This is a genomic window from Gorillibacterium sp. CAU 1737 (assembly GCF_039888655.1).
GTDB lineage: Bacteria > Bacillota > Bacilli > Paenibacillales > NBRC-103111 > Gorillibacterium.
Genome location: NZ_JBDQQO010000001.1, coordinates 729798 through 743759, shown reverse-complemented (window position 1 = coordinate 743759; position 13962 = coordinate 729798). Strand labels below are relative to the sequence as shown.

Below are 13962 nucleotides of genomic sequence, written 5' to 3'. Positions count from 1 at the left end.
GAGTCAAGGTGCGCTTATACGGCGCGCTGCCCCTCTCCCTGCTTGCGAGCATTCAGCATCCGCCAGCCGGTGAGGACCATAGCGGCGATGCAGATGGTCGACGACACGAGGAAGACCGTGTGCATCCCGGCGAGGAAGATATCGGGGCGATCCGGGATGAGGCCGGTGACACGATACCCGGCCTGGGTGCTCATGACATGGAACAATGTCGAGGTGGCCAAGGTAATCCCCACCACCATCCCGACATTGCGAACGAGCGAATTGACGCTGCCGGCCAGGCCGAGCTGAGTCCGTTCGATGCGCGACATGACGAGCGAGTTGTTCGGGGATTGGAACAGACCGTTGCCGATGCCGAGCAAGGCGATGAGCGTACCCACAACCACGAGCGAGCTTCCTTCGTGCAGCGTCGCAAGACCAAGCTGGGCGACGACCATCACGAGGAGTCCGGCGAAGGTGAGCGGCTCGGAGCCGATCTTGTCGGACAGGGCTCCGCTGATCGGGGCGACGATCACCATCATGATCGGAAAGAGCATGAGCAGGAGGCCTGCCTGGGAGGGAGAGAGGCCGAGCAAGCTCTGTGCGTAGAATGGCGCGATGATGTTGAAGCAGAAATTGGCGACAAAGACGAGGAACCCGCAAATGATGCTTAAGGTGAACAGCGAATTGCGGAACAACGGCAGATGAAGAAGCGGTTCGCTTCGGCGAGCTTCCACCCACAAAAACACCAGGAACGAGACCACAGCAAGGACAAGTGCCCCGATGATGCGAAGATCAGCGTAGCCGATTTGCTGGCCGAGCAGCAGGCCGACAAACAGAGATACCATAAACAGGCTGAACAAGAGCGTGCCGGGAACATCAATCCGTTTATGCGTCTTCGTATAGTCGGGCGGCAGAATTCTCCATCCATAGAGCAGCGCGATAACCCCAATCGGCACGTTTACCCAAAAGATGGACTGCCAACCGAAGTGCGAGACGAGAACTCCGCCGACACTTGGACCGGCAATGCTGCCAAGGGAAACGAATGTGCCTACCAGACCTAAAGCCTTTCCTCTCTCGGTCGAAGGAAAGATATCCGTTACGATCCCTTGGCTGTTCGCCATGGTCATGGAGGCTCCGATGGCTTGGACAATCCGAGCGCCGACCAAGAGACCAATGCTTGTGCTTATTCCGCACAAAAGCGAGCCGATGATGAACACGACTGTGCCGAGCTTAAAGATCCGAATCTTCCCGATGATATCCCCCAGTTTTCCGAAGAACAGAATCGCGGCGCAGATCGCCATGAGGTAGCTCGTCGTTACCCATTCGATTTGGGCAAGCGGGAGTCCGAGCTCCTTGGATATGGTCGGCAGGGCAATGTTGACAATGCTGCCGTCCAGTGTTGACATGAACGTAAACAAGTTCATGACAAAAAGGATAATCCAGCGCTTTCGTTGGATGTCCGGATTATCCTGGTAAGTACGAATAGTGGCTGACAATAGCTTCCCCTCCGTATCCATCAATAGGCCGCCTTCTCTCTCTACAGGGTTGGGTATACGCACACTTGGCGGCTTCTATTTAGTTGCGTGCGCAACAATCCTCACCCAGTATACGCCTAATCAGTTGCATGCGCAACTAAAATCCGATACAGTAATAGGAGTACCTGGAAGGCGAGCAACAGGCAGTGCCTCCCCAAGTTTTTAGGAAAGAAGGCTCAAGATACATGACGGCTCCCTCTCATTTCCCGCCGCAGCAGGATTCGATCTCCCGGCTGCTTTCCAAGATCCACCGCCACCAGCAAAAACAGCTAGTCAAAAAATTTCAGCCTTACGGGCTTGGCGGCGGTCATCAATATATTTTTCTCATTAATGTGTTAAAAATGCCTGGGGTTAACCAGGATCGGCTCACCTGCGATCTGAAATTTGACAAAGCCACGACCGCACGTTCCATCAAGCAGTTGGAGGAGGCCGGATATATCGACCGACAGCCGGACCCTCATGACGGCAGGGCCTATCGGCTTTATCCTACGGTGAAAGCGATCGAATTCGAGCCCACCCTGCGCGACTTGTTGATGCAGGAAAACCGCAAGCTGGTTCGAGCCCTCAGCGAAGAGGAAGAAATGCAGTTGATCAATCTCCTGCAAATTCTGGATCATAGCTGTGAAGAGGCAGATGGATGAGGGAAAGTCCTTGTCCCGCCTCTCTTTTTTTTGCCTCCAACAGGAAAATCACTCTATGAAAAGGCTGTCGTTTCCAACATTTACAGCTAGTTTTGCTGGAACAGGCATTGTTACAATACCCGTAGAAGGTGTTTCCAACAAATCCAAAGGCCTGTGAATTTCTCCTTTCTCTGGAGACGCAAGCCCCGACAACTGGAGGTCGCATTTGAAAAAACAACTTCTTTCCGCAACTGTAGCTCTGTCGATCCTGGGAGCCAGCCTCGCGCTTCCGACCGCACCTGCCGCTTATGCCGCTGAATCGGTTTCGCTAACCGGAACGATCATCAATGGAAGTCCCTATTTCCACAAGACTCCGAAGAGCGGAGAAGCCACCATGGGCTTCGTGAAGAAGGGTTCTGTTGTGAAGGTTCTGGAAGTGACCAATCAATATTGGGTCAAAATTGTCTACAACGGAACGACCGGATGGGTATCGTCCAAGTACATTACCGTCTCCAAGCTTCCATCAACCAGCACTCCTACTCCAACACCTACCCCTACTCCGACGCCAACTCCTACCCCAACGCCAACCCCTACCCCGACGCCGAGCTGGGAAAAATCAGCGGACAAGCTGATCGCCTATGCGAAGGGCTTAGTCGGGAAGGTTCAGTACAAATACGCAACCCGCAATACGACGGACCTGAACAACCTGTTGTTCGATTGCTCCTCTTACACGCAGTACGTGTTTAAGGAAGCGCTCGGGATATCCATGAAGTGGGGAGCCAATGCTCAGTACAACGCATTCCCTCATGTAGCCAAGAGCAACCTGCGCAAAGGAGACCTCGTGTTCTTCTCGGTGAGTGATCCGAAGAAGATTGGCCACGTCGGCATCTACATAGGCGACGGAAAATTCATCCATAACGTCAACACGAAGTCAGATGTCGTCATCAGCGACCTGACGACCGGCTACTGGAACAATCACTACATTGATGCTGCCCGTGTCATTCAATAACAGCCTCTGATAGACCAAGCCCTCCTGCTCCGAGAAGGAACAGGAGGGCTTCTTTTTTTATCCCCTGAGTTTCGGTGAGCTACACGCTTCCTCCGGCTTTTTTGACCTTCAGCATACGGACGAGCACGACAAGCAGCACCGCCATCCCGATCCCGACGAGCAGCTTCCACCCGTGATGCTCAACAGCGTCAAACACAACCTGCCAACGCGGCCCAAAGCCATAGCCCAGGAATGCAAAGCTGCACACCCAGAACAAAGCACCTGTATAGGTATACAGCAGGAATTTACGCAGCGGAATATCCATCGTTCCCGATAGATAACCGGTAAAATGGCGAACCCCAGGAATAAAGTAGCCAATGAACAAGAGCTTGGGGCCGTAGCGCCCAAACCATCGGCGAGTCTTCAGCAGTTTGCTCGGGGTCAGGAATACCCATTTGCCATAGCGATTCAAGAACCGCATCCCGGCAAACTTTCCAATGGCATAGGTAATGGTCATCCCTAAGGTTGTCCCCAGAAAGCTGATCCCTATCAGCGGAACGATATGAAGCGTCCCCTTGTAGGCCAGATAACCCGAATACGTCAGCGTCGTTTCTCCGGGAAAAGGAAGGGCGATAAACTCCAGGAACAGTCCCCCAAACAATACGGCATATCCGTACAGTTCAAATAATCGTTCAATATCGGCGAAGCTCATCGAAAAACCTCTTTCTTCTCAAAGCGGAGCTATTCACTCCGTCTCGGTTCATCCAAGGCAAGCCCTTCTAGTTTAACCGAAAGACGGAAACTCTGCATCCTCCGCAAAAAGAAACCCGTTATCCCCTCCTGCTGAAGGAAGACAACGGGTTTTTGACGAAGCCGATGCTACTACCGGGGTCCCATCGGCGGGCGGGGAGGTCCTCCTGGACCACCAGGTCCGCCCGGGCCGCCGGGGCCGCCTGGACCCCATGGTCCACCCGGACCGCCAGGTCCGCCAGGTCCGCCAGGTCCCCATGGTCCACCCGGACCGCCCGGGCCTCCTGGTCCCCAATGGCCAGGAGGACGAGGGGGCATCCCCGGATGCCAAGGTCCCGGATGCCAAGGGCCCGGATGCCAAGGGCCGCCTCCTGGGAACCAAGGATTCCACGGATTCCATGGATTCCAGGGGTTCCACGGATTCCACGGGTTCCATGGATTCCACTGGTTCCAGGGAGGACGAGGGGGAGGAGGGGGAAACAGCTGCGAACTGACAGCGCGTTCCGAAGCATCGGCTGCCTGCAGATCGCCTTCCTCCGGCAGATATTCGGGGTAGAAATTCGCCAATCGAATCAAACTCCTTTCACTCAAACCCAAAGTATTTTCAGTCCTTAAATCAACAGAGTAAGTACCAGCAGGTCAAACAAGGCAAGGGGCAATACCACATTGGAACCCGAACCATACGGCGGATACCCCGGATAAGCAGGATAAGGAGCAAAGGGCGGATAAGGCCCAGCCGGCGGGAAGAACCCTCGATTGGATTGATTTTGCGGCAAGGCATTCAAGTAGAGATGAGTCTTGTCAACGTGGGTGATGATCCCCTCGTAGACCTCTCCTCGCACCGTTTGAACACGGACCGGCTTGTTGATGTGCTTCTGACCTACTTCCGCAAATTGCTGCTGCAGGCTGTCAACGGCCTTCATGACCTCGGGATTCGCTTGATAGATGACGTTCGATCCAGAGGGAACGGATCGTTGCTCGGGCATGGGTCAAGGCCTCCTTTCGTGGATTTCATAGTGCCAGCATATGCAGCTTCCTGAAATGGGTTCATGCCCGAAACGGCGGATGCGGAGTTTCTTTCCTCTCGATAAAAACAGGCGAACCCCCACATCGCATCAAATGCGACGAAGAGGTTCGCCATTTTTTCGAAGCAGTCGCGCTTCAGCCTTTATAATTCTTTGGAATAGATCCGTGAGGTCTCTCCCCAAGGATGATAGCCATCTCCTATGTATTCAAACCCATAACGCTCATAATACCCCACATGATCGGTACACAGATACACATGAGTGAAACCGGCTTCTTTTGCGTCCTCTGCCGCCTTATTCAGCAAGAAGGAACCGTATTCGTTACCTCGATACTCCGCTTCAATGTAAAGAGCGCAAACCCAAGGGTATAAGTCCATTCGGCTAATGAAGTCATTGGTAATCAGTCCAGCGCAGCCGATGATCTTCTCCTCCTGATACAGAAGGTACCACTGAGGCAGGGGCGCTTTCGCGGTGATCGCATGTTGAATGCAATCCTGATAGACCATCCTGCTGTCTTCGGATGCCCATTTGCTTTGGAAGTAAGTGATGGCGGTGTCCGCGTAATCCGGATGTTCTCGTACGGAAATGATCTGCATGGCTATAGCTACCTTTCGTCAATGGTTGTGTCATACGTGTCTTCCCCCTGTTGACTATACCATTCCCCTGCTTGTCGAATAACCGACATTTTGCTTTAAACGAAACTATCCATGAATTCAACCGAAAAGGTCTCGGCAAATCCGCCGCTGCAGATTTGCCGAGACCTTTGCTTAAGCCTATGGTTGATTATCCTTGAATCAGCCGGCCATACAGCTGTTTGTACGCTTTCGCCGCTTGACCCCAGCCGAATTCCGTCTTGTTGATGTTGGTGACGAGGCCCGCCCACTTCTCCGGCTCAGCATAGAGCTGAAGCGCCTGCTTCAGCGTAAACAAGAGCTCATGGGCGTTGTAGTTCGCGAAGCTGAAGCCGGTGCCTTCCCCGGTAAACTCGTTGTAGGGAATGACCGTATCCTTGAGCCCTCCGGTTTCGCGTACAACCGGGACGGTTCGGTAGCGGAAGGCGATCAATTGACCGAGGCCGCAAGGCTCGAATTGCGACGGCATGAGAAACAGGTCCGATGCGGCATAGATCTTGTGCGCGAGCGATTCCTGAAACCGGATGTGCGTGGAGACCTTATCCGGGTACTGCTCAGCCGCTTGACGGAACAGCTGCTCATACTTCCACTCGCCTGTCCCGAGAAGCAAGAACTGAACGTCTTGTTGGAGCAATTCATCCAGGATGCGCTCAATCAGGTCAAGGCCCTTTTGCTCCACCAGACGGGACACAAGTCCGATTACGGGAACATCCGCCCGCACAGGCAGTCCAAACTCCTCTTGAAAGGCGGTCTTGTTCTGCCGTTTCTTCGATAGGGAATTGCGGTATTTCACGGCCAATGCCGGATCATTCATCGGATCGTAGAAGTCATTGTCCAAGCCGTTTAGAATACCCACTAAATCTTGGGAGCGGGACCGCAGCACGCCATCTAATCCTTCTCCAAAATAGGGAGTCTTGATCTCTTCGGCATAGGTTTCGCTTACCGTGGTGATGTAATCGGAGTAAACGAGCGCGCCTTTCATGCAGCTTCCATCCCCGTAGAACTCCAGCGATTCCTGATGGAAATAGGAATCACCCACCCCGAGCAGGTCCTGAAGCAGCTCGCGGGAGAACCGGCCTTGGTACTTGAGGTTGTGAATGGTAAACACCGTTCGAATGCGGCGGTACTCCTCCAGGTGATGATAATGAGCCTTCAGGATAAACGGAACCAATCCAGTCTGCCAATCATGGCAATGGACGACGTCCGGTTTGAAGTCAAGATGCTGGATGGCTTCGCAGACGGCACGGGAGAAGAACACGAAGCGTTCTGCATCGTCCCCGTAGCCATAGATGCCCTGCCGCTTGAAATAGAACTCATTGTCGATGAAATAGTACCGAATCCCATCGTGCGTCAGCTCCTGCACGCCGCAATACTGCTCCCTCCAGCCGACATAGACGCGAAATTCCTTCACCGTCACCATCTGCTCCCGCCATTCGGCAGGGATCTCCTCATATTTAGGCAGGATGATGCGGACGTCCACTCCCGCTGCTTGAAGCGCCCGGGGCAAGGAGCCGATGACGTCGGCCAACCCGCCCGATTTCACGAAAGGCACCGCTTCGGATGCCGCAAACAATACGTTCATCTCGTTTCCCTCCACTCGCTTTCCCCAGCGTGCTGCCTACCCTCACACGCTCGCGTTTTCTCTGTCAGATGATTTTAGACTTCTCTGCTATAAAAGGAGCCTTCGGATCGCCTACCAGCGTCGTGTCATTGGTAATGCGGACGTCTTTGTCCAGGATGACATTTTGCAGCGATGCCCGCTCCATCACTTGGCCGTTCTGCAGGATGATGCAGTTTTTGAGCACCGCTCCCGCATGGACCTTCACTCCCCGGAACAGGATGCAGTTTTCCACCGTCCCGTCGATCGCACAGCCGTTGGCGATCAAGCTGTTCTTAACCCGCGCACGCGCGGAATACTTCGTCGGCGGTTCGTCCTTGACCTTGGTTAAGATCGGGGCCGGCTGGAAGAACAGCTGCTGGTATACATCGGGATCGAGCAGATTCATGCTGTGCCGGAAGTATGCCGGAACGGAATTCACAACAGCGAGGTAGCCCTTGAACGAATAGCCGTAAACCTGCAGACGGTCGAGGTTCTTCATCACCGCATTGCGTACAAAGTGATCATGGCCTTGCGCGAGCGAGGTCTCCACGAGATCGAGCAAGAGGTCCTTGCGGAGGACGTAGATTTCCATTGACACCTTGTCGCTGTCCGAGCGGCCAAAATGATCCTGAAGCACCGTCACGCGTCCGTCCGCGTTCGTCTGAAGCCGTCGGCAGCGTGCGGTATCCTGTGTCTTGTCTTCCTTGTAGACCAGCGTAATATCCGCCTTCGTTTCTCGGTGGAACGCCACCACTTCGGCAAGGTCAATGTTGCAGACCATATGGCTACGCGCGAGTACCACGTAGTCGCACGAGCTGCGAAGGAAGTAATCTTTATTTTTATGAAAATGGAACAGGTCACCCTTCAGCGATTCCTGAACCTCCTCAATGGAGGGCGGCAGGAAAAACAAACCGTTGCGCTTGCGAGCGAGATCCCAGCTCTTGCCGGAGCCGACATGGTCCATCAGCGAGCGGTATTTGGCGTGTGTAAACAGAGCTACGTTCCGTATCCCGGAGTGAACCATGCTGGAGAGCATGAAGTCGATCAGGCGGTAGCGGCCGCCAAAGGGAACCGAAGCGACAGCCCGGTGGTAAGTCAGCTCCTCCAAATCATCCGGCTCGTTGATCAGATTGATGACACCCATTACGTCCTTCATCCATATCCCACCTATACCGGTTTATTGGCTAGAACGTGTTTGCAAACACGCTCTACTGCGGTTACATCAACGTTTCATAGCTGCCCACAAGGGTAATGTCGTCCGAATTCGGATTTCCTACTGTCTGCCCGTCTTCGATCACACAGCCTTCGCCCACGATGGCTCGGTAAATGGTGACGCCTGTCCCCACCTTGGCCCCCGGCATGAGCACGGAATCCTTGATCGTGCTGTCCCGCCCAATTTGAACCCCATACGAGATGACGGAATGCTCCACGGTTCCGAGCACGACGCAGCCTTCGTTGACGATCGAGCTCTTCACCTTGGCGTCCGGTGAAATATATTGCGGCGGTTGGGACGGATTCACGGAGTAAATCCGCCAATCGCGGTCGTTCAAATTCATCTCCGGCTCCGCTTCCAGAAGATCCATGCTGGCTTCCCATAAGCTCTTGATCGTCCCGACGTCCTTCCAATACCCCTTGAACGGGTAGGCTTGCAGCTTAAGCCCGTCATTCAGCATCGCGGGAATGACATCCTTGCCGAAGTCATGCGACGAGCCCGGCTTCTTCGCATCTGCTTGCAGGTACCGCTTCAGCACCGATTTGCTGAAGATGTAGATCCCCATGGAGGCGAGGTTGCTCTTCGGTTCCTTCGGTTTCTCGGCAAACTCCTCGACCCGGTACTCGTCGTCCGTGTTCATGATACCGAAACGGCTTGCTTCCTCCCATGGCACCGGGATGACCGCAATGGTTGCATCGGCTTGCTGGCGCTTATGGTAGGAGAGCATCTTGTCGTAATCCATCTTGTAGATATGATCACCGGACAAGACGAGGACGTAATCCGGGTCGTATTGATCAATGAAGGATAGGTTTTGATAAATCGCGTTCGCGGTTCCCGAGTACCAGGAGCCGCCTTCCTGCCCTACATAAGGAGGCAGCACCATCACTCCGCCCTCCTGACGATCCAAATCCCAGGGAGTTCCAATGCCGAGGTACGCATGCAGAACCAGATGCTGATATTGCGTCAGAACCCCGACGGTATCGATGCCGGAATTGGCGCAATTGCTAAGCGGAAAATCGATGATGCGGTACTTCCCGCCAAAATGAACCGCGGGCTTCGCCAGGTTGCTGGTCAATGCTCCGAGCCGGGTTCCCTGCCCTCCGGCGAGCAGCATGGCCACGCATTCTTTTTTGCGCATACGGATTCTTCCCTTCGTGATGGGTTGGGGTTATCGAAGAGCCTTCGGCGGGTTGATCGATTTGCGGGTGGGAGCTGGCTCACCGAGTCGAAGCCCTCTTCGCGTGCTTGGCTTTGCCAAAGCAGCAGTTGCTCCCTCCGTGCCGTCCGATGCTGTTGTTGCTTGGGCAGCGGCTGGGGCACGGCGTTTCAAGAGAACCGCCCCGAGCGGGGGGATGGTAATCTCCGCACTGTAGCGTTTCCCGTGAATGGGAATCGGCTCCGTCTGAATCGGCTCCCCATTCAATTGGCCGGAGCCGCCGTAGGCCCGATCATCCGAATTCAGCAGCTCAATGTATTCGCCCTTCGCCGGCAAGCCAATCCGATAACGATGATAGGTAGCCGGGGTGAAATTCAGCACCACGACCACATCCTCCTTCCGCTTCTTGCCTTTGCGGACGAAGGAGAGGATGCTCTGTTCCGCATTGTTGGCGTCGATCCATTCGAAGCCGTTGTATCGGTGATCATCCTCCCATAAGGCATTCTCGCCCAAGTAGAGATGATTCAGCCGTTTCACATACGCATGAAACTGCCGGTGCATGTCATAGTCGAACAGCAGCCAGTCCAGCTCGTCGCGGTCCTTCCATTCGATGAACTGCGCGAATTCACCGCCCATGAAGAGCAGCTTCTTCCCCGGATGGGTCATCAGGTAGGCAAGCAGCGCCCGATAGCCCGCGAACTTCTGCCAATAGTCCCCGGGCATCTTGTTCAAGAGGGACCGCTTGCCATGAACGACCTCGTCATGGGAGAACGGCAAGATGAAGTTCTCATTGAAGGCGTACATGATGGAAAAGGTGAGCAGGTTGTGATGATGCTTCCGTTCCCCCGGCTCCTTTTGCATGTAGCGCAGGATGTCGTTCATCCAACCCATGTTCCATTTGTAATTGAAGCCGAGACCGCCTGCGTGCGTAGGGGCTGTGATTCCGGGTCGATCCGACGAATCCTCCGCGATCATAAGAACATCCGGGTAATGGAGGAAGACCGCTTCGTTCAGCTTTTGCAGGAACTCCACCGCCTCGCGGTTTTCAGAGCCTCCATCTGCATTGAACGTCCACATGGACCTTGGCTTATCAAAGTTGTAGCTCATCATACTGGCAACCGCATCCACGCGGATACCGTCTACGTGATACTCGTCAAACCAGAAGAAGGCATTCGAAATGAGGAAAGACCGCACCTCCGGCCGACCAAAGTCGAAGGACAGCGTGCCCCATAGCGGCTTTTCCGCCCGATTCGCATCGCGGTATTCGTAGCAAGGTTCCCCGTCAAACAACCTTAGCCCATGCGCATCCTTGCAAAAATGGCCGGGAACCCAATCGACGATCACGCCGATGCCAGCCTCATGGCAGCGATTCACAAATTGTTTGAATTGCTCCCTTGTTCCATAGCGGCGCGTGACGGCGAAATACCCCGTTGTCTGATAGCCCCACGAGCCGTCAAAGGGATGCTCGCCCAGCGGCAGCAGCTCGATATGCGAATACCCCATCTCTTGGACGTAAGGAATCAGGTGATCGGCCAGCTCTTCGTATGTATAGAACTCCTCCGGTCCGTGGAATTTCCAGGAGCCCGGATGCACTTCATAAATATTCAACGGCTTGCCATAAATCGGCTTTCTTCTTCTTGCTTGCATCCAGGAGCGGTCTGTCCACGGGAAGGGCCCCTCCTCGCTCACGACAGAGGCGGTATTCGGCCGGAGCTCCGCTTGAAACGCATAGGGATCGGCTCTTAACAGCCGCTCTCCTTGCCGGGATAGGAGCTCGTACTTGTACAGGGCTCCCGGTTTAATGCCCGCTAGAAAACCGGACCAAAGCCCGCTGTTGTTCAACCGTTCCAGAGGATGGGCGGCGCCGTCCCACTCGTTAAAGTCGCCCGCCACGCGAACCTCCGCCGCATGCGGTGCCCAAACGGTGAATCGGACTCCGATCTCTCCGTTTTCTTCGCGGACATGTGCGCCAAGCTGCTGGTAGCTCCGGTAGAGGCTGCCCTGGTGGAACAAATATTGGTCATGCATAGAGATCCATGTCGATGTCAAAGGCAAACTCTCCTTCGGTCGTGTTCTCTATTAGATTAAACCTCAAGGTGCTTTTCCAAACAATGAAGATTGGCGATCATCAGGCGGTGGATATTCCCACGTCGGGTGTTGTAGAATAGGGAAGATATCGGAAAGGAAGGGACTCATGCAAGCAACGAACCATTGGAAGGATTACGAATTGATGGATACCGGCGGCGGCGAGAAGCTCGAGCGCTGGGGAGGGTTTGTGCTGCGCCGGCCGGACCCGCAAATCATCTGGCCCATCGCAAACGAAAACGCGCTTTGGAAGAACGTGAGCGCTCATTATCATCGAAGTGCTAGCGGCGGGGGCCGTTGGGAAGAGCTGGTGAAGCTTCCGGAACGGTGGACGATCTCCTACAAGGAGCTCCGTTTCCATATCAAGCCGACCAGCTTCAAGCATACGGGCTTATTCCCGGAGCAAGCGGCCAACTGGGACTGGATGATGGACAAGATCCGCCAGGCGGGCCGTCCGATCCGCGTTCTCAATCTGTTTGCTTATACAGGAGGCGCAACGGTTGCTTGTTCCGCGGCTGGAGCAGAAGTCGTGCATGTGGATGCCGCGAAGGGCATGGTGCAGTGGGCGAAGGAAAATGCGACGCTGTCCGGTCTTGCCGATCAGCCGATCCGGTACATCACCGATGACGTCTTTAAATTTGTGGCGCGCGAGGAGCGCCGAGGCAGCAAATACGATGCGATCATTATGGACCCGCCGTCTTATGGACGCGGCCCGAACGGAGAAATGTGGAAGCTGGAGAATGACCTCTACCGCTTTGTGGAGAGCACGACCCGGATTCTGAGCGACAATCCGCTCTTCTTCTTGATTAACTCCTACACCACCGGACTGTCGGCTTCCGTCCTGACGAACATCCTCTCGATGACGCTTAAGAATCGCTACGGCGGCAAGCTCATGAGCGATGAGATCGGTCTGCCGATCACAGCGAGCGGCTTGTACTTGCCTTGCGGCATTCTTGGACGCTGGGAGGCTTGATCGCCATGACGGTTCCGCAAGCGGAATCGAGCATTCCGGTGCTCTATGAGGACAATCATGTCCTCGTGGTGGTCAAGCCGGTGAACATGCCCACCCAGGAGGATGCCTCGGGAGACCGGGACTTGCTCACGGCGCTCAAGGAGGAGTTGAAGGTTCGGCACAACAAGCCGGGCAATGTCTTCCTGGGCCTCGTGCACCGACTCGACCGTCCCGTTGGCGGTGCGATGGTCTTCGCCAAGACCAGCAAGGGGGCGTCCCGTCTCGCGGATGCGGTGCGAACCCGCTCGTTCGGGAAGAGCTACCTTGCGGTCGTGTACGGACGTCCTTCCCAGCCTTCGGGAAGGCTTGTGCACCATCTGCTGAAGGACAGCCGCACCAATACCGTAACGGCCGTAAAGGCGGGCACGTCCGGTGCAAAGGAAGCGATTCTCGACTACGAGGTGATCGGTGAGGCGGAAGGCTTGTCGCTCGTACGCGTGAAGCTGCTCACCGGGCGGTCGCATCAGATTCGCGTTCAATTCGCCGCGATCGGCTGTCCGTTGTACGGGGACCAACGCTACTCGGCTGGAAAGGCTCGCGCCGGGGAGCAGATTGCCCTATGGTCCGCCATGGTCGCCTTCGATCACCCGACGAAGCCGGAACGGCTTGCCTTTCGCTCCGCCCCTCCCTCTGTCTATCCATGGAACCTGTGGGAGGATGCAGACAAAGAGCCCTGGCTGGAATGAAGCTTGGAACGAATGCCTTGCCTGAATTGATCAGGCAAGGTTTTTTTGTGTGTCTCTCTCGAACTTTAGTTGGCCACCTTGCCGAGCAAGTAAACGAGTAGCTGTTGATTGTGGCTGGAGATCCCGGAGAGGCGGCTTTCCACATAACGATTGCGGATATCGCTCCCGCGGAGGCATTCGGAAGCCCCCTTGTCCGTAACGACAATCCAGACAAGTCGGCGGTCCTTCTCGTCGCGTTCCCTTACGATGAGGCCCCCCTTTTCCATCCGGTCAAGGAGCGTCGTCACGGCAGCGGGGGTCGTCTCCAAAATCTCCACCAGATCGGAAGGCTTCATCGGGTCTCCTTGGGTTAACAGCTCCAATACCTGGAGCTGCCCTTCGGTGAGCGGCGCGAGCTCCTCTTCCAGGTGCTGCTTCATCTCCTTGGTCAGCTTGCTCCACAAGCGGATAAAATCGGCAGAATGCACGGTGCCTCTCTCCTCTGTTCGGTGCTCCCGGTTGGCCGGGACGCCGGAATCCAGGTTCGCTTCATTATACCATCCGCCTCCTCGCCATTTAAAGGTTAATCGGATTAATAATTTCATCCATATCTCGCTAGGATTCGCCAATCCTCACCGGAACAATGGGCGTTTGTTCGCATATACTACGAGCACACGCCAGAAGAAAGTGAAGGAGGAGGTA

At 55.0% G+C, this 13962-nt stretch carries 14 protein-coding genes; 5 read left to right on the top strand and 9 right to left on the bottom strand.

The window, feature by feature from the left end; genetic code table 11:
• Positions 1–14: 14 nt before the first annotated feature.
• Positions 15–1475 carry an MFS transporter gene (locus AAFN83_RS03450; RefSeq protein ID WP_481810466.1) on the bottom strand — a complete coding sequence of 487 codons (1461 nt, stop codon included), beginning with the start codon at positions 1473–1475 and terminating at the stop codon, positions 15–17.
• Positions 1476–1699: 224 nt separating this feature from the next.
• Between AAFN83_RS03450 and AAFN83_RS03445 the strand changes: the two genes are divergently transcribed.
• Both AAFN83_RS03445 and AAFN83_RS03440 read left to right on the top strand, forming a co-directional pair.
• Complete coding sequence (locus tag AAFN83_RS03445; protein WP_347767070.1) at positions 1700–2155, top strand: MarR family winged helix-turn-helix transcriptional regulator; 456 nt, start codon at positions 1700–1702, stop codon at positions 2153–2155.
• 205 nt (positions 2156–2360) lie between these two features.
• The gene (locus AAFN83_RS03440) at positions 2361–3143 is read left to right on the top strand and encodes a C40 family peptidase (protein ID WP_347767069.1); all 783 of its coding nucleotides are present in this window, start codon (positions 2361–2363) and stop codon (positions 3141–3143) included.
• 79 nt (positions 3144–3222) lie between these two features.
• Here AAFN83_RS03440 and AAFN83_RS03435 read toward each other — a convergent pair whose 3' ends face one another.
• Positions 3223–3834, bottom strand: a complete 612-nt coding sequence (locus tag AAFN83_RS03435) for a DedA family protein (RefSeq protein WP_347767068.1) — start codon at positions 3832–3834, stop codon at positions 3223–3225.
• Positions 3835–4084: 250 nt separating this feature from the next.
• Here AAFN83_RS03435 and AAFN83_RS03430 point away from each other — a divergent pair, with 250 nt between their 5' ends.
• On the top strand, positions 4085–4366 hold the full coding sequence (locus AAFN83_RS03430; RefSeq protein ID WP_347767067.1) for a hypothetical protein: 282 nt from the start codon (positions 4085–4087) through the stop codon (positions 4364–4366).
• 117 nt (positions 4367–4483) lie between these two features.
• On the opposite strand, the gene AAFN83_RS03425 is transcribed toward AAFN83_RS03430, so the two are convergent.
• The 6 genes from AAFN83_RS03425 to glgB form a co-directional block, all read right to left on the bottom strand.
• Positions 4484–4858 (bottom strand): hypothetical protein, encoded by a 375-nt coding sequence (locus AAFN83_RS03425; RefSeq protein ID WP_347767066.1) that lies wholly within the window; start codon positions 4856–4858, stop codon positions 4484–4486.
• Positions 4859–5040: 182 nt separating this feature from the next.
• The gene (locus AAFN83_RS03420) at positions 5041–5493 is read right to left on the bottom strand and encodes a GNAT family N-acetyltransferase (protein ID WP_347767065.1); all 453 of its coding nucleotides are present in this window, start codon (positions 5491–5493) and stop codon (positions 5041–5043) included.
• A gap of 187 nt (positions 5494–5680) precedes the next feature.
• Positions 5681–7111 (bottom strand): glycogen synthase GlgA, encoded by a 1431-nt coding sequence (glgA, locus tag AAFN83_RS03415; protein WP_347767064.1) that lies wholly within the window; start codon positions 7109–7111, stop codon positions 5681–5683.
• 64 nt (positions 7112–7175) lie between these two features.
• Positions 7176–8285: a glucose-1-phosphate adenylyltransferase subunit GlgD gene (gene glgD, locus AAFN83_RS03410; RefSeq protein WP_347767063.1), complete on the bottom strand. Its 1110-nt coding sequence runs from the start codon at positions 8283–8285 to the stop codon at positions 7176–7178.
• 61 nt (positions 8286–8346) lie between these two features.
• The gene (locus AAFN83_RS03405; protein ID WP_347767061.1) at positions 8347–9480 is read right to left on the bottom strand and encodes a glucose-1-phosphate adenylyltransferase; all 1134 of its coding nucleotides are present in this window, start codon (positions 9478–9480) and stop codon (positions 8347–8349) included.
• A 30-nt stretch (positions 9481–9510) separates the two neighbouring features.
• Positions 9511–11526, bottom strand: coding sequence for a 1,4-alpha-glucan branching protein GlgB (gene glgB / locus AAFN83_RS03400; RefSeq protein WP_347767375.1), 2016 nt, complete (start codon positions 11524–11526; stop codon positions 9511–9513).
• A gap of 166 nt (positions 11527–11692) precedes the next feature.
• On the opposite strand from glgB, the gene AAFN83_RS03395 reads away from it, so the two are divergent.
• The gene (locus AAFN83_RS03395; protein WP_347767060.1) at positions 11693–12556 is read left to right on the top strand and encodes a class I SAM-dependent methyltransferase; all 864 of its coding nucleotides are present in this window, start codon (positions 11693–11695) and stop codon (positions 12554–12556) included.
• Between the two features lie 5 nt (positions 12557–12561).
• Positions 12562–13281 carry an RluA family pseudouridine synthase gene (locus AAFN83_RS03390; RefSeq protein ID WP_347767059.1) on the top strand — a complete coding sequence of 240 codons (720 nt, stop codon included), beginning with the start codon at positions 12562–12564 and terminating at the stop codon, positions 13279–13281.
• A 65-nt stretch (positions 13282–13346) separates the two neighbouring features.
• Here the strand turns inward: AAFN83_RS03390 and AAFN83_RS03385 are convergent, their stop codons facing one another.
• On the bottom strand, positions 13347–13748 hold the full coding sequence (locus AAFN83_RS03385; RefSeq protein ID WP_347767373.1) for a MarR family winged helix-turn-helix transcriptional regulator: 402 nt from the start codon (positions 13746–13748) through the stop codon (positions 13347–13349).
• Positions 13749–13962: the final 214 nt, after the last annotated feature.